The sequence below is a fragment of the Tsuneonella dongtanensis genome (assembly GCF_001698205.1).
GTDB lineage: Bacteria > Pseudomonadota > Alphaproteobacteria > Sphingomonadales > Sphingomonadaceae > Tsuneonella > Tsuneonella dongtanensis.
In genome coordinates, this window is sequence record NZ_CP016591.1 from 2,194,991 (window position 1) to 2,211,420 (window position 16,430).

18 protein-coding genes and 1 tRNA gene are annotated in these 16,430 nt (G+C 63.6%); 9 read left to right on the forward strand and 10 right to left on the reverse strand.

The features are described 5' to 3' along the window. Nucleotides 1-23: 23 nt before the first annotated feature. Nucleotides 24-1,373 carry a methylenetetrahydrofolate--tRNA-(uracil(54)-C(5))-methyltransferase (FADH(2)-oxidizing) TrmFO gene (trmFO, locus tag A6F68_RS10750; RefSeq protein WP_067679756.1) on the forward strand — a complete coding sequence of 450 codons (1,350 nt, stop codon included), beginning with the start codon at nucleotides 24-26 and terminating at the stop codon, nucleotides 1,371-1,373. Here the strand turns inward: trmFO and A6F68_RS10755 are convergent. Then, nucleotides 1,370-1,831, reverse strand: a complete 462-nt coding sequence (locus A6F68_RS10755) for an EF-hand domain-containing protein (protein ID WP_067679757.1) — start codon at nucleotides 1,829-1,831, stop codon at nucleotides 1,370-1,372. The genes trmFO and A6F68_RS10755 overlap by 4 nt on opposite strands. Before the next feature lie 35 nt (nucleotides 1,832-1,866). Continuing rightward, complete coding sequence (locus A6F68_RS10760) at nucleotides 1,867-2,532, reverse strand: hypothetical protein (protein WP_067679761.1); 666 nt, start codon at nucleotides 2,530-2,532, stop codon at nucleotides 1,867-1,869. A gap of 67 nt (nucleotides 2,533-2,599) precedes the next feature. On the opposite strand from A6F68_RS10760, the gene A6F68_RS10765 reads away from it, so the two are divergent. The 6 genes from A6F68_RS10765 to A6F68_RS10790 all read left to right on the forward strand — a co-directional run bounded on the left by A6F68_RS10765 (nucleotide 2,600) and on the right by A6F68_RS10790 (nucleotide 8,120). After that, complete coding sequence (locus tag A6F68_RS10765; RefSeq protein WP_067682479.1) at nucleotides 2,600-3,946, forward strand: pilus assembly protein TadG-related protein; 1,347 nt, start codon at nucleotides 2,600-2,602, stop codon at nucleotides 3,944-3,946. After that, the gene (locus A6F68_RS10770; protein ID WP_067679764.1) at nucleotides 3,946-4,392 is read left to right on the forward strand and encodes a TadE/TadG family type IV pilus assembly protein; all 447 of its coding nucleotides are present in this window, start codon (nucleotides 3,946-3,948) and stop codon (nucleotides 4,390-4,392) included. Before A6F68_RS10765 ends, A6F68_RS10770 begins: the two co-directional genes overlap by 1 nt. Then, entirely contained in the window at nucleotides 4,389-4,847 is a 459-nt protein-coding gene (locus A6F68_RS10775; protein ID WP_067679767.1) for a TadE/TadG family type IV pilus assembly protein, read from the forward strand. The genes A6F68_RS10770 and A6F68_RS10775 overlap by 4 nt, the downstream gene beginning before the upstream one ends. Nucleotides 4,848-4,933: 86 nt before the next feature. Continuing rightward, nucleotides 4,934-6,850 carry a TadE/TadG family type IV pilus assembly protein gene (locus tag A6F68_RS10780; RefSeq protein WP_157096718.1) on the forward strand — a complete coding sequence of 639 codons (1,917 nt, stop codon included), beginning with the start codon at nucleotides 4,934-4,936 and terminating at the stop codon, nucleotides 6,848-6,850. Next, on the forward strand, nucleotides 6,847-7,434 hold the full coding sequence (locus A6F68_RS10785; RefSeq protein ID WP_067679775.1) for a TadE/TadG family type IV pilus assembly protein: 588 nt from the start codon (nucleotides 6,847-6,849) through the stop codon (nucleotides 7,432-7,434). Before A6F68_RS10780 ends, A6F68_RS10785 begins: the two co-directional genes overlap by 4 nt. Beyond that, nucleotides 7,431-8,120: a TadE/TadG family type IV pilus assembly protein gene (locus tag A6F68_RS10790; protein ID WP_067679781.1), complete on the forward strand. Its 690-nt coding sequence runs from the start codon at nucleotides 7,431-7,433 to the stop codon at nucleotides 8,118-8,120. Before A6F68_RS10785 ends, A6F68_RS10790 begins: the two co-directional genes overlap by 4 nt. On the opposite strand, the gene A6F68_RS10795 is transcribed toward A6F68_RS10790, so the two are convergent. From A6F68_RS10795 to A6F68_RS10815, 5 genes are all read right to left on the reverse strand, one after another. Then, nucleotides 8,117-9,499 carry a pyruvate dehydrogenase complex E1 component subunit beta gene (locus A6F68_RS10795; protein WP_067679784.1) on the reverse strand — a complete coding sequence of 461 codons (1,383 nt, stop codon included), beginning with the start codon at nucleotides 9,497-9,499 and terminating at the stop codon, nucleotides 8,117-8,119. The genes A6F68_RS10790 and A6F68_RS10795 overlap by 4 nt on opposite strands. Next, nucleotides 9,499-10,605 carry a pyruvate dehydrogenase (acetyl-transferring) E1 component subunit alpha gene (gene pdhA / locus A6F68_RS10800; RefSeq protein WP_067679787.1) on the reverse strand — a complete coding sequence of 369 codons (1,107 nt, stop codon included), beginning with the start codon at nucleotides 10,603-10,605 and terminating at the stop codon, nucleotides 9,499-9,501. The genes A6F68_RS10795 and pdhA overlap by 1 nt, the downstream gene beginning before the upstream one ends. A 117-nt stretch (nucleotides 10,606-10,722) precedes the next feature. After that, complete coding sequence (locus A6F68_RS10805) at nucleotides 10,723-10,983, reverse strand: FtsB family cell division protein (RefSeq protein WP_335673613.1); 261 nt, start codon at nucleotides 10,981-10,983, stop codon at nucleotides 10,723-10,725. Nucleotides 10,984-11,182: 199 nt separating this feature from the next. Further along, a complete protein-coding gene (locus A6F68_RS10810; protein WP_067679793.1) occupies nucleotides 11,183-12,058 on the reverse strand; it encodes a PRC-barrel domain-containing protein in 876 nt (291 codons plus the stop codon). Nucleotides 12,059-12,173: 115 nt separating this feature from the next. After that, a complete protein-coding gene (locus tag A6F68_RS10815; RefSeq protein ID WP_232308124.1) occupies nucleotides 12,174-13,370 on the reverse strand; it encodes a S8 family serine peptidase in 1,197 nt (398 codons plus the stop codon). Nucleotides 13,371-13,509: 139 nt separating this feature from the next. Between A6F68_RS10815 and A6F68_RS10820 the strand changes: the two genes are divergently transcribed. Together A6F68_RS10820 and A6F68_RS10825 are read left to right on the forward strand one after the other, a co-directional pair. Further along, entirely contained in the window at nucleotides 13,510-13,974 is a 465-nt protein-coding gene (locus A6F68_RS10820) for an RNA polymerase sigma factor (RefSeq protein ID WP_067682482.1), read from the forward strand. After that, nucleotides 13,971-14,681, forward strand: a complete 711-nt coding sequence (locus tag A6F68_RS10825; protein WP_067679797.1) for an anti-sigma factor family protein — start codon at nucleotides 13,971-13,973, stop codon at nucleotides 14,679-14,681. The genes A6F68_RS10820 and A6F68_RS10825 overlap by 4 nt, the downstream gene beginning before the upstream one ends. Here the strand turns inward: A6F68_RS10825 and A6F68_RS10830 are convergent. The 3 genes from A6F68_RS10830 to A6F68_RS10840 all read right to left on the reverse strand — a co-directional run bounded on the left by A6F68_RS10830 (nucleotide 14,675) and on the right by A6F68_RS10840 (nucleotide 16,425). Continuing rightward, nucleotides 14,675-15,832: an acyl-CoA dehydrogenase family protein gene (locus tag A6F68_RS10830; RefSeq protein ID WP_067679800.1), complete on the reverse strand. Its 1,158-nt coding sequence runs from the start codon at nucleotides 15,830-15,832 to the stop codon at nucleotides 14,675-14,677. The two genes, A6F68_RS10825 and A6F68_RS10830, sit on opposite strands and share 7 nt — an antisense overlap. Before the next feature lie 24 nt (nucleotides 15,833-15,856). Next, nucleotides 15,857-15,933: transfer RNA gene (locus A6F68_RS10835), tRNA-Arg, on the reverse strand. Between the two features lie 39 nt (nucleotides 15,934-15,972). Further along, nucleotides 15,973-16,425 carry a DUF1178 family protein gene (locus A6F68_RS10840; protein WP_067679802.1) on the reverse strand — a complete coding sequence of 151 codons (453 nt, stop codon included), beginning with the start codon at nucleotides 16,423-16,425 and terminating at the stop codon, nucleotides 15,973-15,975. Between the last annotated feature and the right edge of the window lie 5 nt (nucleotides 16,426-16,430).

Here is a 16,430-nt window from a genome sequence, read left to right on the forward strand (position 1 = left end):
GCGCAAGCTCTAGGCGGCACGCGATGAAACATGACATCCACATCGTCGGCGGCGGTCTCGCGGGAAGCGAAGCAGCCTGGCAGCTTGGTCGGCGCGGATTCCGCGTGCGCCTGTCCGAAATGCGTGGTTCGGGGGAAACGACCCCGGCTCACCAGGGAGACGGGCTGGCGGAGCTCGTCTGCTCGAACAGCTTTCGTTCGGACGACGACGCCCAGAACGCGGTTGGTCTCCTTCATCACGAGATGCGCCAGCTCGACAGCCTCGTCATGCGTGCGGGCGAAGAAGCGCGCGTTCCGGCGGGCTCCGCGATGGCGGTCGACCGCGACGTCTTCTCTGCCGCGGTCGAGCGCGAGCTGGCCGGCCTCTCCAATGTCGAGATCGTGCGGGAGCGGATCGACACGCTTCCCGACAGCGGTGCGACGATCGTTGCAACGGGGCCTCTCACGGCCGCTTCATTGGCAAACAGCATCGCCACGGCGACGGGGCAGGACTCGCTCGCATTCTTCGACGCCATCGCGCCGATCGTCCACCGCGACAGCATCGACATGTCCGTTGCCTGGATGGCTGCGCGCTGGGACAAGGGTGGCAAGGATTACATCAACTGCCCGCTGACCCGCGAGCAGTACGAAGGGTTCGTTCAGGGATTGTTGGACGGTGAGAAGACGACCTTTCGCGAGTGGGAGAAAGACACCCCCTATTTCGAAGGCTGCATGCCGATCGAGGTCATGGCCGAACGCGGGCCCGAAACGCTGCGCTTCGGGCCGATGAAGCCAGTAGGTCTCGACAATCCGCACGCCGCCACGCCCGAGCACCCTAACGGCCGCTGGCCGCATGCTGTCGTGCAATTGCGCCAGGACAACAAGCTTGGCACCCTGTGGAACATGGTCGGCTTCCAGACCAAACTGAAGCACGCCGAGCAGGTGCGGCTGTTCCGCACGATCCCGGGGCTCGAGAATGCCGAGTTCGCAAGGCTTGGCGGCCTGCACCGAAATACCTTCCTCAATTCGCCGATGGTGCTCGACCGGCAGCTCAGACTACGCGGGGCGGAACATGTGCGGTTCGCCGGTCAGATCACCGGTTGCGAAGGGTACGTCGAAAGCGCCGCTGTCGGGCTGATGGCTGGGATGATGGCAGCGAGCGAGCTGTCTGGCGAAGAGTGGAAATCGCCTCCGCGCACGACCGCGCTCGGTGCGCTTCTTGCGCACATCACCGGTGACGCCGAAGCCGAAACCTATCAGCCGATGAACATCAATTTCGGGCTGTTCCCGCCGCTTCCCGACGTGCGGAAAAAGGCACGTAAGGAAGCCTACACAGAACGGGCGAAGGCCGACCTGTCGCGCTGGCTGGAGGCGCGGACGGCGATGGCCGCCTAGCAGCGACAGCTTGGCTTTCGGCGCGCGGCCTTTGGCGCAGTCTTGGCGAACTCGCCCATGTCGAGTTCCCGGTCGCCATTGCCATCGGCTTTCTCGAACCGTTCAACTGTAGCGACCGCCCACTCCTCGAAATCGAGCAGGTTGTTGCCGTCCCGGTCGAGCTTGCGGAAGGCATCGCTGCGGGTGGAAAGCATTTCGTTGCGGGTTATCCGACGGTCGCGGTTGCGGTCGTAGCGGAAGAAGCGTTGCTCCTCGCGGGTCAATTCGGTTGCTTGCGGCGGAGCCGGTCCCTTCAACTCGCCTGCATTGGCGGTCGGCAAATCCTCGGGCGAAGGGCGTTCCGGCTGCGCCATCGGCGGCGGCGCACCTTCTTCGACAGCGGCTCGGCCCTGCCACCAGAAGACTCCGATGCCGACCAGAATGAGCGCGAGAACCCCGCCCAGCACCAACCTGCTCATTTGCGCCCCCAGCAGAACCTGTATCCTGTCATACGTTAGCCGCCCATAAGGCCAAGGCGAAATGCGAAAAGCACAGCACGCCGATCGTGAAGCAAGCGCTGGTCTTTCGCGAGCGCCCGTCGCCCCAGACCTCCGAGGACGCACAAGCCTCGCAATTCCCTTCGCCGCGGCAGGGTACCGAGAGGCGGTTTCATTCCATCGATCACAGAACGCCGACGCGCATCGTCCGTACGGGCGCGCAAGTCGGCCAGGGCCCATAGTTCGCCAGCAGTCCGGGCGCTCTCGCTTTCGCTCTCGGCACCAGCGAGTTCGGCGAACGCGGCGAAGGTCGCGCCCCGCGCGGCAACCAGATTGGCGATCGCCATATCGGTAGCCTCGCCGAGCAGTCCCTCCCAGCCGTCCACCAGTTGGACGAGAGTGCCTTGGGCGCCGTCCCAATGGGCCTTGATCTCCGACAGCAGGGGGTCGTTCGAGGTCGCGCTCCTGGCCGAGCCGCCCAACTGTTCGCGCCACCATGCGAGGCGAAGTTGGACGAGAACTGGCTCGGTATCGCGCGCGATGAACCGTCCGAGCATGGCGTCGAAGGCAAGGAGCGCTGCAAGGGCCGGGCGCTGCGCTTCCGGGGTGTAGGCAATGCCCAGTCGCTGCTCCGGCGGCAGGTGTGATATCGCGCTGGCACTATTGGGGAACTTGTTAACCATACGGCTTGACCGATCACTTACCGCAATTCGCTATCGCCCTTGCAGTTGGATGCTGCGCAAGGTGCCTATGACCGGTCGAATCGCCAAGATAGTCAAGAACCTGACGCATTGCCGATCCGGTAATGCGACGCTTCTGACCGCCGTAGCCCTGCCCGTACTCATCGGAGCCGCCGGATACGGCGTCGATACCGCACAATGGTATATGGTCCAGCGCGAATTGCAGCATGCCGCGGACCAGGCGGCCATCGCGGGTGCGTGGGCCCTCGCCTACAAGGACACCACCAACACCTACGACAACCGCGCATCGCGTGAGTTTGCCAACAACCTCAGCAAGGCCGAAGAGTATCTCGCGGAAGACATCCAGTCGATTGTCCCGGCTGTGCGGCGCGGCAACTTTCAGGGGGGAACCAACAATTCGGTCGTTGTCACTGCGCAGATTGCCGTGGACCTGCCGTTCTCAAGGCTGATGAGCAGCTCGCCCGTGGTAATCGGGGTGAGCTCGGAGGCCGCCTTCGCGGCCGGAACCGTTCACAAGGCGTGCCTGCGGACGTTGAAGAAAAACGCATCGGGCACTTTCCAGGTCGGCAATGGTGCCACTGTCATCGCCAACTGCGGCGTCATCGCGATTTCCTGCGAGGCGGGAGCGATCCAGATCGACGAGAATGCGACGATCGACATCGCCAAGATCACTGCGTGCAACAAAGACGCGGCAGACCTCCCGTCGGACTATGACGGCGAGCTGGTGCTCGACAGCAGCATCGGTGACTACGTCAACGAACTTTACGGCCCGCAGCCGCCGGAAGATGCTCCGAAGCCCCCTGCCTACGATTGCAAGAACGCGCCGAAGAAGGGGACCTACACGCTCACGCCCGGTGTCTATGATGCCGGCATCAAGATCGCCTGCAACACGATTTTCGATCCTGGTATCTACTACGTAAAAACAGAACTCGACCTGACCCACAACGCCGTCGTTTCAGGTTACGGTGTCATGTTCGTTCTGCTCAATGGTGCTTCGCTCAAGATGGGCGGCAGCGGCGCGAACGGGACTGGTGGCGGCGGCACCATCAGGAGCAGCCTCAACCTCACGCCCCCGACTTACGCGACGCTGATCGACCTCGGTTATTCCGACGCCTTCGCCAAGATGTACGAAAACATCCTGATGATCGCCGACAACACGACGACGGAAACCGATCACACGATCAACGGCAACGTCAACATGCACATCCAGGGCAAGATCCACCTGCCCAAGGGTAACGTGAAGGTGAACGGCAACTCGCAAGCTGCAGACGGGGTCTGCTTCCAGATTACCAGCTACACCCTCGATGTGTCGGGCGGCGCCTACCTCTACACGCTGTGCACGCAGGAAGAGACGCAGTCGCTTAACAGCAAGCCCGGCGTGAGGCTCATCTCGTGATGGCGCTGCTGAAAATGCTTGCCCGGTGCAGCCGTGGAACCGCAGTTATCGAGACCGCGTTCGTCGCGCCGATCCTGGCGGTCATGGCGGTCGGCATCTTCGAAATGGGCACGATGGTGCAGAAGCAGCAGGAGCTGCAGAGCGCGGCCTCCGAGGCCGAGGCAATCATCCTCGCCGCCGCTGCGGGCACCGGCGTCACATCGACGAAACTGAAGTCGATGTTGTCCACATCGACCGGTATCCCGCTCGACAAGATCACGCTTGATGCGCGCTATCGCTGCGGAAACAATACGAACTTGCGGACCGACAACGCCTGCCCGACCGGACAACGAGCATACGAGTTCGTCCAGGCGACATTTCGGGCGACCTACACGCCGACCTGGACCGAGTTCGGATTTGGCAACTCGTTCAATTACGTCGTCGTGCGTACGATCCAGGTGGGATGAACATGCTGATCGCCATCGCTCGCAAGCTACACCGGGACGAACGGGCGGCAACGCTCGTCGAATTCGCGCTGATTGCGCCGGTTCTCATTACCATGATGATCGGGGTGTTGCAGGTCGGCACCTGGGTCCAGTCGTACAATGCGGTGCGCAACGTAGTGAACGACACGACCCGCTTCGCGATGGTCGAGTACCAGCGCGGCAACAAGATTTCCGACGAGGCGATCGAGGACCGAGCCCTCGAGATCGCCGGATCTGGTAAGTACAACCTCGATGAATCGCTGTTCGTACCCGATGTAACGGTCAAAGCGACCGAGGTGGCCGGGATCAGGCAGCGACGGCTGGTGGTCACTTACACGGCACCCGAGTTCATGCCGGTTATCGGCACGCTGGCGCCGGCGATTTCGTACGGGCGGGACATCTACCTTTACGACCAGTCGGCTACCGTCGCATCCTGACCGCCGGGCGGTCTTGGAAAACGTTCTTACCGAATTAACCATTCCCCTTGACCTGACCGATATCGGGCCTGCGCTATGCGCGCGGGGTGAGCAATCTGGTCCCCCTCTCTGGTTTGGAGCGCATTCGCGCTTTTTTCGGTGACCTTGCCCGCGATCGGGCGGGCAATACGCTTGCCATGATAGCCGCATCGATCGCGCCGCTCCTGGCGATGGTTGGGGGCGGCGTGGACATGGGCCGGTCGTACATGGCCCAGGCGCGGCTGCAACAGGCCTGCGACGCGGGCGTGCTTGCCGCACGCAAGAGGCTGGGCTCCGAAGCCGTCGTGACCGGTACCATTCCCGAGGACGCCGGGCTGATCGGACAGCGGTTCTTCAACGTCAATTACCGCGCCGGTGCCTACGGATCGGTCGACCGCAGCTTCGTGATGACGCTGGAAGACGACTACGCCATTTCGGGCGTTGCCCAGGTGACCGTGCCCACCTCCATCATGCGCATCTTCGGGTTCAACGAGGTCCCGATCAAGGTCGACTGCGAAGCCCAGATCAACTTCAGCAATACCGACGTGATGATGGTCCTCGACGTCACCGGGTCGATGAACGAGACGAATCCGGGTGACAGCGCGTCGAGGCTCGAGACCCTGCGGGGAACGGTCAAGAGCTTCTACGCGCAACTAGCGGCAGCAGCGACCGCGGGCACGCGCATCCGCTATGGTTTCGTACCATACTCGACCAACGTGAATGTGGGCGGGCTCCTCGAAGACGATTGGGTGGTGGATGAATGGACCTACCAGTCGCGCGTCCTCGAAAGCAGCACTCTCGGTATCGTCGACTGGACCTATTACACCGCGTCCTCGCCGGTCAGCGGCACCAGGAACACGGTCGAATACTCGACCTATGCCGCCTCTTTCGACGAGCTCGACGGATTCTACTGCCCGACGAAACCCGCCAGCTCGCTGTCGACGAGTTCAACGATCAAGTCGACGACCACAGAGGTCTTCATCGGGCCACCCGCAGGCGCCAAAGTCACGCAGGTCATCGAGCGTACACGGAACGGCAAGACATATTCAGTGTCCCTCAAGGACACTACGTGCGTCGTGACCGAGACCACATACACCTCTTACGTCGACACCTACGACAAGGTCACACAGCCCAGGTTCGATGAGTCAGTCTCATGGCTCTACAGGCCCGTCACCATCGACGTGACCAACTGGCGCGCCGAGACCGAAGGCTGCATGGAAGAGCGCGACACCTACAAGATCGACGATTACGACAACGTCGATCTGACGCGAGCGCTGGACCTCGACATTGACCTGACCCCGACCGGTGACCCAAGAACCCGCTGGCGCCCGATGTATCCCGGCATGATCTATGGCCGTGCTGTCGAGTGGAGCGGCGCGGGATCGTTCGTCCAGCACGACGTCAAGACGAGCAAGGAATTCATCGCACCACAAGGGTTGCGGACCGACGCGTGCCCTGCCCCTTCACTCCGGATGCAACAGCTCACGAGCGAGGAACTAGACGACTATCTCGCCAGCCTGAGGGCAGAAGGCAGCACCTATCACGATATCGGTATGATCTGGGGTGGTCGCCTGATCTCGCCGAGCGGGATTTTCGCCGACGAGAACGCAGACGTCGGACCTACCCAGCCCACCAACCGCAACCTCATCTTCCTCACCGACGGCGTGACCGCGACCCTTGATCTCAGCTATTCCAGCTACGGCTTCGAGCCGGTCGACCAGCGTCGCTGGGACAGCGCATGGAAGGTCAAGGGTCAGCCAGTTTCGCTGACATCGGTCGTCGAAAACCGTTTCGCGTTCGCCTGTAACGAGGTTCGCAAGCGCAACATCACCGTGTGGATCGTCGGTTTCGGCACCGGGCTGAGCCAGATGATGAAGGATTGTGCCGGAGAAGGTCATTATTTTGAGGCTGCGGACGCAGCCGAACTCAACGCGACTTTTGCCACCATAGCCAAGAACCTCAGCCAACTGAGGATCCAGCGATGAACGCGCTTCGCGCCCTGTGGCGAGACGACCGGGGAGCGACCCTCGTCGAGTTCGCACTGATCTCCCCTGCCCTGTTGATGCTGCTCATGGGCATGTTCGAGATGGGATATAACTACTACGTCCAGGCGCAGTTGCAGGGCAGTGTCCAGAAGGCCGCCCGCGACTCCACGATCCAGTCTTCGCAGTCGAGCGCCGCACTGATCGACGCGCGTGTCACAGACGCGGTTCATGCCATCGTTCCAGGAGCAGAACTGCGGTTCGTGCGACGGGCGTACTCCTCTTTCAGCGACGTACACCGCGCCGAGGATTTCACCGACATCGACAAGGACGGTACCTGCAACGATGGCGAACCGTTCGAGGACGCGAACGGCAATGGCATGTGGGACGAGGATCGGGGAGTCGACGGCGGCGGCGGCGCACGCGATGCGGTGCTTTACGTAGTCGAGGTGAGATACCCGCGCGCTTTCGGGGTCGCCAAGCTGATCGGCCTGTCGGACAATGTCGAAACGGAAGCCGTGACGGTCCTTCGCAACCAGCCTTGGGATGCGCAATCGTTCATCGGCGAAGTGGGGCACTGCGCATGATCCGCATTCTGGCCGCCATGCGCCGCCTGTGGCGCACCCGATCGGGTGCCGCCTTGACCGAGTTCGCGTTGTCCGCGCCCTTGCTCATGGCCGCCGGGCTCTATGGCGTGGAGTCGGCAAACCGCGCGATCGTCCAGATGCGCGTCAACCAGATTGCCATGCTGATCGCCGACAACGCCTCGCGAGTGGGAGAGAACTCGCTGTTAGGGGAAGCGAAAATCTACGAGAGCGACCTGAACGACGTTCTTTACGGGGCGCACATGCAGGGCGGCGACAAGTTCGGGTTCTACGACCATGGACGCGTGATCCTCTCGAGCCTGGAGGTCGTTCCCGAAAGCGACGGGCAGCAGTACATTCACTGGCAACGGTGCATGGGTAAGCTGACCCATTCGTCGAGCTACGGCTTTGCCGGCGATGGCATGGACGGTTCGCTGGCCGGTATGGGTCCGCCGGGGCAGGAAATCGTCGCCTTCGATGACGAAGCCGTCATGTTCGTCGAAGTAGCATTCGTCTATCAACCGCTGATTTCGGACGCCCTTTTCGGAAGTCCGAAACTCGTCGCGACCGCTGCATTCAATGTCCGTGAAAACAGGGACCTCAGCGAGATCTACCAGCGTGACCCCGACGATCCGGATCCGTCCGCGACATGCGACAAGCACCACGGCGTCGCGGACTACTACGACTAGCTACGGTAACAGACCTTCCGGGCCGCTTCGACGATACGCGGAGCATCGATAATCGCGAGCTTCTCGAGGTTGGCCGCATAGGGCAGAGGCACATCCTCGTCGCACACCCGCAGGACCGGCGCATCCAGGTGGTCGAAACCGTCCTCCATGCAGATCGCCATCACTTCGGACGCGATCGAGCAGGTCGGCCAGCCTTCCTCGGCAATGATCAGGCGGTTGGTCTTGGCCAGTGAGGCGAGGATCGCTTCCTTGTCGAGCGGGCGCAACGTGCGCAGGTCGATGACTTCGGCATCGATGCCTTCGCCGGCGAGAGTTTCGGCCGCGTCGAGCGCAAGACCGACACCGATCGAGTAGCTGACGATGGTAACGTCGCTACCTTCACGCACGAGCCGCGCCTTGCCGATCGGCAGAACGTAGTCGTCGATGTCCGGCACCTCGAAAGTGCGTCCGTAGACGAGTTCGTTCTCGAGGAATACGACCGGGTCCTCGCTGCGGATGGCCGCCTTGAGCAGGCCCTTGCAGTCGGCCGCATCGTAAGGCGCGATGACGATCAGGCCGGGGACGCTGGCGTACCAAGGGCCATAGTTCTGGCTGTGCTGGGCGCCGACCCGGCTTGCGGCGCCGTTCGGGCCGCGGAACACCACCGGGCAACGCATCTGGCCGCCCGACATGTAATTGGTCTTGGCCGCAGAATTGATGATGTGGTCGATCGCCTGCATCGCGAAATTGAACGTCATGAATTCGACCACTGGCCGCAGGCCGCCCATCGCCGCGCCCGTGCCGATCCCGGCGAATCCGTATTCGGTGATCGGTGTGTCGATGACGCGCTTGGCTCCGAACTCGTCGAGCAGTCCTTGCGTGACCTTGTAGGCGCCCTGGTACTGGGCGACTTCCTCGCCCATCACGAACACGCGATCGTCCCGGCGCATTTCCTCGGCCATGGCGTCGCGCAAGGCTTCGCGCACCGTGATGGAGGTCATCGAGGTGCCTTCCGGAATTTCGGGATCGCGCGCGGGTTCGGCCTTGGGCGTCTTGGCGATCGCAGGGGCATCGGGCTCTTCGCGGCCGACGTCCTTCCCTTCACCTGGCACATCCTCGACTTTCGCCGCGGGAGCCGGCGCAGGCGTTTCTTCGCCGCCCTCACCCGCCATAGTCGCGATGACTTCGCCGACCTTCACGTTCTCGGTACCTTCGGCGACGAGGATCTTGCCGATCGTGCCTTCGTCTACCGCCTCGAATTCCATGGTCGCCTTGTCGGTCTCTATCTCGGCCAGGATGTCTCCGGCGGCCACGCTGTCGCCTTCCTTGACCAGCCACTTGGCGAGCGTGCCCTCTTCCATCGTCGGCGAGAGCGCGGGCATCTTCAGTTCGAGGGACATCAGTAGCTCTCCACCAGCACGTCGGTGTACAGATCGCTAGCCGGCGGCTCGGGCGAACTTTCGGCGAAATCGGCGCTTTCCGAGACCGCGGTGCGGATGCGCTTGTCGATATCCTTCAGCTTCTCCTCCGCTACCCCGCGCTCGATTAGTTCCTTCTTCGCGCGCTCGATCGGATCGTTGTGCTCGCGCTGGTCCTGCACTTCTTCGCGCGTGCGGTACTTAGCCGGGTCCGACATCGAGTGCCCGCGATAGCGATAGGTGTTGAGCTCCATGAGGACGGGGCCGTTGCCCGCGCGCACATGCTTGAATGCCACTTCGGCCGCTCGGCGGACCTGGAGGACGTCCATCCCATTCACGTCCATGCCGGGAATGCGGAACGCCGTGCCGCGACGATGGAACTCGGTCTCCGCGGACCCGCGCTTGACGGCGGTGCCCATGGCATACCCGTTGTTCTCGATCGCGAACACGATCGGCAGCTTCCACAGCGCCGCCATGTTCATCGTCTCGTAGACCTGGCCCTGGTTGGCCGCACCGTCACCAAAATAGGCAAGGCAAAGACCGCCATCGCCGCGATACTGGTGACCGAGCGCCAGCCCACCCCCTAGCGAAACCTGCGCCCCGACGATCCCGTGGCCGCCGTAGAAGCGGTGTTCCGTCGAGAACATGTGCATCGAACCACCCTTGCCGCGCGAGATGCCCGCTTCGCGTCCGGTCAGCTCGGCCATGATGACCTTGGGATCGATTCCATAGGCGAGCATGTGGCCGTGGTCGCGATAGCCGGTGATGACGCTGTCGAGGCCTTCCGTCAGCGCCGATTGCAGCCCGACCGCAACCGCTTCCTGGCCGATGTAGAGGTGACAGAACCCGCCGATTAGACCGAGACCATAAAGCTGGCCGGCGCGCTCTTCGAACCGTCGAATGAGCAGCATCTGCTCATACATGCTGACAAGTTCTTCGTCCTTCGCGTTGTAACGCGGGCTTTTTTCATGCTCTTCCTGCAGCGAGTGCAGGACGAAGTCGGCGTCCGAGGATTTGCTCTTGTTCGCCGTCGGCTTAGCTGCGGCGGGTTTCGCGGGGGCTTTGCCCTTGCTGGCTGTCTTGGCCAATGTGCGGGTCCTCGATGGTCTTGCGCCGGTGAGTGGCGAGGGTCTCCTCAGCCTATGGCGCAAGCCTTCGGTACGCGCAATCCGCGTGCATACGAAAACCCGATTTGACGTAGGGGCCTAGCGGCTTTCCGTCGGCTTGAGCAGGATCACGACCTCGTCGGGATAAACGACATTGAGGTCCTTGCGGATCAGCTCTCCCACGAAGTCCGGATCAGCGCGCTTGGGGTTCAGCGCGTCGACCTGCATCTGGAGTTCGTTGCGCTCGTGCGTGAGCTTGGCGATCTGCACACGGCGCTGATCCAGCAGGCGCAGGTTATCGCCCCAGGCAAGCAAGCCGCTTGGCCCGACAATCGCAAGGCCGCCCAGCACCAGGAGCACTGCAAGCGCGGCGCCCTGAGTAAGCCGATCCTTCGGCGATAGGATTCGATGTCCTTCCCGTGTCACGGAACTGACAGAATCATAGTTAGCGCACCGATTCAAGCGCTTTCACGCAAGTTTTGCGACCCCGCGTGAAAAGCCCGGGCCGATCCTGCGATCGACCCGGACTTCCCGGGAGGGACTCCGCCTGGAGGGAGGGTCAATCGGCGGAGTCGGCGGGTTCCACGCTCGCCTGCTGGCGGGCGGTCTTTTCGATCTTGCCTTCGCCCATTGCCGAAATGAGCAGCGAACCGGCTCCGGTGAAATTCCCTGCCGGAAGCGTCGCTGGACCGTCTTCGGTCATGACGACGAGCTCTTCGACACGCCCTGGGCTGTCTGCGATCACCTGGCGTACCTCGCCGATGCGGTCGCCACTGTCGTCGAGCACCGGCATACCGGGGGCGATGCCAAACACGCCCGCTCCCTGCCCGGCGGCGCTGCCCGCGATGGCGAGCTGGCCGGCGGCACCCGAGAACATGCCATTCGCGGCACTCGTAGCCGTGCCGCTTGTGTTGCCACCGAGCGAGGCGCCTTGCTGCAAGGCGCCGTTCGCGGCGCCGCGCACCCGGCTCACGCCGTCTCCGGCTGCATCGCGCCCTGTCCTCGCTGCGCCGCGCGCCGTACCGACTGCGCCGCCCGCGAGGCCGCGGACTGCGTCGGTACCGACAAGTTGCGCCTCGCCGCTCGCCGACCCGCTAGCCTGCCCGCTTCCCGAACCCGATCCGGTCAGCCCGCCGACAGGTGTAACCATGGTCTTATCCAGCGAACCCGAACCTTGCGCGGAGGCATTGCGGTCGGCCGAAACCCGACCAGAACGGCGATCGACCCTGGTCGAGCCCTCGGTCGTGCCAACAACTGAACCGGCGCCCCGTGTCACGGTTTCGACTCCACGGGAGGGAATGTCGAGCGTTCCGCCGAGGGAGCCGCCCAGACTTCCGCCGAGTCCGCCTCCCAGACCACCGCCACCCAGCAACTGGGCGTGGGCCGGGGTTGCAGCCAGCAGCAGCGCGACCGAGGTGAAGAAGATGGCTTTCATGGTCCTGTTCCTTTTTTCCTTGCCGGAAGGCGGTGCCGTCCGTCGGCAGGAAAACGGATCGTCGGTCCTGATCCATCCATGAAAGTCTGGAAAAACTGCACAAGCTACTGAAAGTTTAGCGACAATCCCCGCAAATAAGACCGCGGCCGTAGATCGGATCGGGACCTTTCCTGCCAAGATCGACTACTTCGGCGTCGACCTTGGCTTGCCAGTCTCCATCCATCGCCGCAGCTATGCGCGCGGCAGCGAGAGGCGCGGCAAAGGAGGTGCCGCGCAGCTTTACCGTGCGACCCTTAGCGTTGGTAGCGACCAAGTCCGCACCCGGGGCAGCGTAATCGAGATCGAGTGCGCGCCCAGCCTCGATGAGGGCACGATTTCGCGCGTCGACGCCCGTGACTGCGACCACCCCTGGGTAGCTTGCCGGAAAAGCAGGGGGCGCCGCCGGTCCATCGTTGCCGACTGCCGCCACGATCACGACGCCCTTCGCACGCGCTGCTGCAATCGAACGCGAGAGCAGCGGGTTGTCAGGGCCGACAATGCTCATACTGATCACTTTCGCGCCGCCTGCGACGAGCCACCCCAATCCCCGTGCGACAGCCGTCGCGCTGCCTCCCGCAGGGTCCTGTCCATAGACGTCGGCGACCGCGATGGTACGCACACCGGCACGCCTAAGTAGCGAAACGACCGCGCTGCCATGATCGCTCGCCATCGGGGCCCCTATGGCAAAGCCCTTGCTGGCGGCGATGGGAAGCGATGCCGACGGCGCCCCGTCGACCACTCCAACTCGAGCGGAAATGGCGGGCGTGGGCACTATGGCCCTTGCTGCTCCTCCTCCGCGTCCCACCTGCTCGAAAATGTGGTCTGGCGTCCACTGCAGGCCCGGCGCGGCGCGCTGAAGCAATCCCTCGACCTCTCGCAGGCGCACTCCGTGCGGCAGGCGCACCCGCGTGACCGCGATATCGAGCCCATCTATCGTTTCGACGCCGACTACTCCAAAGCCGAGCGCTTGCAAGCCGCGCAGCGCAAACTCGCTCGGCTCGAACACGACGATCTCGCCGCGCCGTGCGGGAAATCCGTCCGGGGTCATCTCGAGGTGTTTGGGATTGGTCCTGACAAGCCGCTCGAGCCGATCCTCGCGCAACGCAGCGAGTTGACGGCCGGCATCGGCCAGTACCGGTTCGGCAACCCGCACGACACCACCGATGGTGTCGCGGACAGGGCCGGTCGGAAGCTGCACCCCCGGGAGGCCTATCTGCGCGACCGCGGGCGAGGCCAGCAAGGCGAGCAACATGGCAATTCGGGAAATCGGCATTCGCATCGTTCACCTGATGGGCTTTTTGCGCTTAACAGGGATGAAACGATCCCCGCCATCCGTTTCATCCCTGCAAGACCGCAAGAACGAACCGCAAGATACGAAGGCCAGAACGATCGCCCACGGCTTCGAAGACGAGATGGTCGCGCTTCTCCCCCGCTTGCGCCGGTTCGCGCTCGGGCTGGCGCGCGACCGTGCCGATGGTGACGACCTGGTGCAGTTGACTGTGGAAAGGGCGCTGACCTCCCGCACGCAGTGGCAGGAGGGCACGCGGCTCGACAGCTGGATGTACAGGATCATGCGCAATATCTGGATCGACGAAGGGCGAAGCCGCACGCGGCGGTCGCAGACGTTCGTAACCGAGGAAACCGGGCTGAGCGTCGGCGGCGACGGCGGACAGGAAGCGGCCGCCGAGCTCGGCGTGGTGGGTCGCGCCATGGACCGCCTGCCCGACGATCAACGCGAAGCGGTCATGCTCGTCCTTGTCGAGGGCTACAAATATGCGGAGGCAGCCGAAATCGTCGGCTGTCCGGTGGGCACCCTCACCTCCCGCCTCGGTCGGGGCCGCGAGGCGCTGATGGCCATGCTGGGAGAAGCTGCGTGACACGCGATTCCGACGAAATCCGCGCCTACGTCGACGGCGAGCTGGACAAACTCACGGCCGCGCGGATCGCGCGCGAGGCGGAAAGCGACGCCGAGCTGGCGTCGGCCATCGCCGCCGAACGCTCGCTGCGCGAGGCGCTAACAGCGCACTTCGCACCGGTGCTTGCCGAGCCGGTACCCGAGCGACTGACCACGCCGATCGACGCCGCGCGAAAGATAGTATCGCTTGATGAGATTCGTAACCAGCGCTTCGGCTTTAATGCCAGAACGCTGCGCTGGGCTGGCCCGGCGATGGCCGCCGCGTTGGTTCTCGCATTGCTCATCCCCGGCCTGCGCAGCGGCCAGACCGAGACGCGCGACGGCCTCACCTTCGCTTCCAACGACCTCGCAAGGGCTCTCGACAGCCAGCTAGTCGCGGATCAGCGCCAGGGCGACGAAACGCGGATACTCCTGAGTTTCGCCGACGAAGAAGGAACCTTGTGCCGCGGCTTCGCTCGTGCGGACGTGTCGGGCATTGCGTGCCGCAGGGGCGGCGGCTGGCACCTGAGGGTCCAGCGCGACGGTATCGACGTATCGGCGAACGACTACCGCCAGGCTAGCTCTGTCGATAGTGCGATCATGGAGGCTGCGCAGGGCATGGCGGCTGGCCCGGCGCTCGACGCCGCGGCGGAACGGGCGGCGAAAGAGCGCGGCTGGGCCGCTCAGTAGCTGCGCGGCAGACCGAGCACGTGCTCGGCAAGGTAGCTCAGGATCAGGTTCGTGCTGATCGGCGCCACGGTGTACAGTCGCGCCTCGCGGAACTTGCGTTCGACATCGTACTCCTCGGCAAAGCCGAAGCCGCCGAAGGTCTGCACGCACATGTCGGCGGCAGCCCAGCTCGCTTCGCTGGCGAGAAGTTTCGCCATGTTCGCCTCGGCACCCGGATTTCCGCCCGCGTCATAGACCTGCGCGGCATGGTGGACCATGAGCTCGGCAGCGCGCATTTGCGCGTAACAACGGGAGATAGGAAACTGAATTCCCTGATTCTTTCCGATCGGACGCGCGAAGACCTCGCGTCCGTTGGCATATCCGACGGCCTTTTCGATGAACCACTTCGCATCGCCGACACATTCGGCCGCAATCAGGATCCGCTCGGCATTCATGCCTGACAGAATGTAGCGGAAGCCCTGCCCCTCTTGCCCCACGAGTGCGCTTGCCGGAATGCGCAGGTCGTCGAAAAACACTTCGGTGGTCGAGTGGTTCATCAGCGTGCGGATCGGCTTGATCGTCAGGCCATTGCCGACCGCTTCGCGCATGTCGACGAGGAACACGCTGAGCCCCTCGGTGCGCTTGGCGACCTCCTCGCGCGGTGTCGTGCGCGCGAGCAGCAGCATGAGGTCGGAATGCTCGGCGCGGCTGGTCCAGATTTTCTGGCCGTTTACGACGTAGTGCTCTCCGTCCCGCACGGCGCGGGTTTTCAGCGAGAGGGTGTCGGTCCCGCTGGTCGGTTCGGACACCCCGAACGCCTGCAGGCGCAACTCCCCCCGGGCGATGCCGGGCAAGTATGCGGCCTTCTGCGCCTCGCTCCCGTACCGCAGCAGCGTATTCATGATATACATTTGCGCGTGAGCGCTGGCACCGTTGCAGCCGGAGGCCTGGATCTCCTCCATGATGACCGCGGCTGCGTCCAGTTTCAGCCCGCTGCCGCCGAATTGCTCTGGGATCAGTGCAGCGAGAAATCCTGCGCGGGTCAGCGCATCGACGAACTCGCCGGGATAGGCACGGTCGCGATCCTTCGCGCGCCAGTACTCGCCGGGAAACTGCTCGCATAGCGCGCGAACGGCGCGGCGGATCTCCGCCAGGTCCTCGCGTTCGTCCATTCTCTCGCCCCGCCTGCGGTCAGTTGGTGCGCCCGACAGGATTCGAACCTGTGGCCCCCAGATTAGGAATCTGATGCTCTATCCTGCTGAGCTACGGGCGCGCCGGGGGTGGCTGTAAAGCGCCGGAATCGCGCTGGCAATCAGTTGAGTTCGTCGGGCGGTGCCAACGGAAACGGCAGCGGGGCGATCGGAATGCCTTCCTCCACGAGGGCGCGCGCCTCATCCGGGCTTGCCTGCCCATGAATCGTGGCGTGATCGCGCTCGCCATAATGCATCGCACGGGATTGCTCGGCGAAGTCGGTCCCCACCCACGTGCTTTCCTTGAGCGCCCGAGCTTGCGCATCGGCGAGAGCCCGGACGGCTTTCGCAACCTCGGGAGGGAGGGCGTTGCTCAGCGCAGGTCCGGCAACCTCCGTTCGCGCATTACCCTTGGCCGGTACGGCCGGTGCCATCGGCGCCTTCTCGACGCCGACCGATCCGCAGTGTGGGCATGCCACCAGTCCGCGCCCAATCTGGTCCGCGTACGCTTCGGACGATGCGAACCATCCCTCGAAGCGATGGCCAAGCGTGCACGAGAGATCGAAGACAATCATCGGCG

Excerpts from the sequence above, each read along its gene's own strand:
- trmFO (WP_067679756.1), top strand. The coding sequence starts at position 24 with ATGAAACATGACATCCACATCGTCGGCGGCGGTCTCGCGGGAAGCGAA.
- A6F68_RS10755 (WP_067679757.1), bottom strand. The coding sequence starts at position 1,831 with ATGAGCAGGTTGGTGCTGGGCGGGGTTCTCGCGCTCATTCTGGTCGGC.
- A6F68_RS10760 (WP_067679761.1), bottom strand. The coding sequence starts at position 2,532 with ATGGTTAACAAGTTCCCCAATAGTGCCAGCGCGATATCACACCTGCCG.
- A6F68_RS10765 (WP_067682479.1), top strand. The coding sequence starts at position 2,600 with ATGACCGGTCGAATCGCCAAGATAGTCAAGAACCTGACGCATTGCCGA.
- A6F68_RS10770 (WP_067679764.1), top strand. The coding sequence starts at position 3,946 with ATGGCGCTGCTGAAAATGCTTGCCCGGTGCAGCCGTGGAACCGCAGTT.
- A6F68_RS10775 (WP_067679767.1), top strand. The coding sequence starts at position 4,389 with ATGAACATGCTGATCGCCATCGCTCGCAAGCTACACCGGGACGAACGG.
- A6F68_RS10785 (WP_067679775.1), top strand. The coding sequence starts at position 6,847 with ATGAACGCGCTTCGCGCCCTGTGGCGAGACGACCGGGGAGCGACCCTC.
- A6F68_RS10790 (WP_067679781.1), top strand. The coding sequence starts at position 7,431 with ATGATCCGCATTCTGGCCGCCATGCGCCGCCTGTGGCGCACCCGATCG.
- A6F68_RS10795 (WP_067679784.1), bottom strand. The coding sequence starts at position 9,499 with ATGTCCCTCGAACTGAAGATGCCCGCGCTCTCGCCGACGATGGAAGAG.
- A6F68_RS10810 (WP_067679793.1), bottom strand. The coding sequence starts at position 12,058 with ATGAAAGCCATCTTCTTCACCTCGGTCGCGCTGCTGCTGGCTGCAACC.
- A6F68_RS10815 (WP_232308124.1), bottom strand. The coding sequence starts at position 13,370 with ATGCCGATTTCCCGAATTGCCATGTTGCTCGCCTTGCTGGCCTCGCCC.
- A6F68_RS10820 (WP_067682482.1), top strand. The coding sequence starts at position 13,510 with ATGGTCGCGCTTCTCCCCCGCTTGCGCCGGTTCGCGCTCGGGCTGGCG.
- A6F68_RS10830 (WP_067679800.1), bottom strand. The coding sequence starts at position 15,832 with ATGGACGAACGCGAGGACCTGGCGGAGATCCGCCGCGCCGTTCGCGCG.
- A6F68_RS10840 (WP_067679802.1), bottom strand. The coding sequence starts at position 16,425 with ATGATTGTCTTCGATCTCTCGTGCACGCTTGGCCATCGCTTCGAGGGA.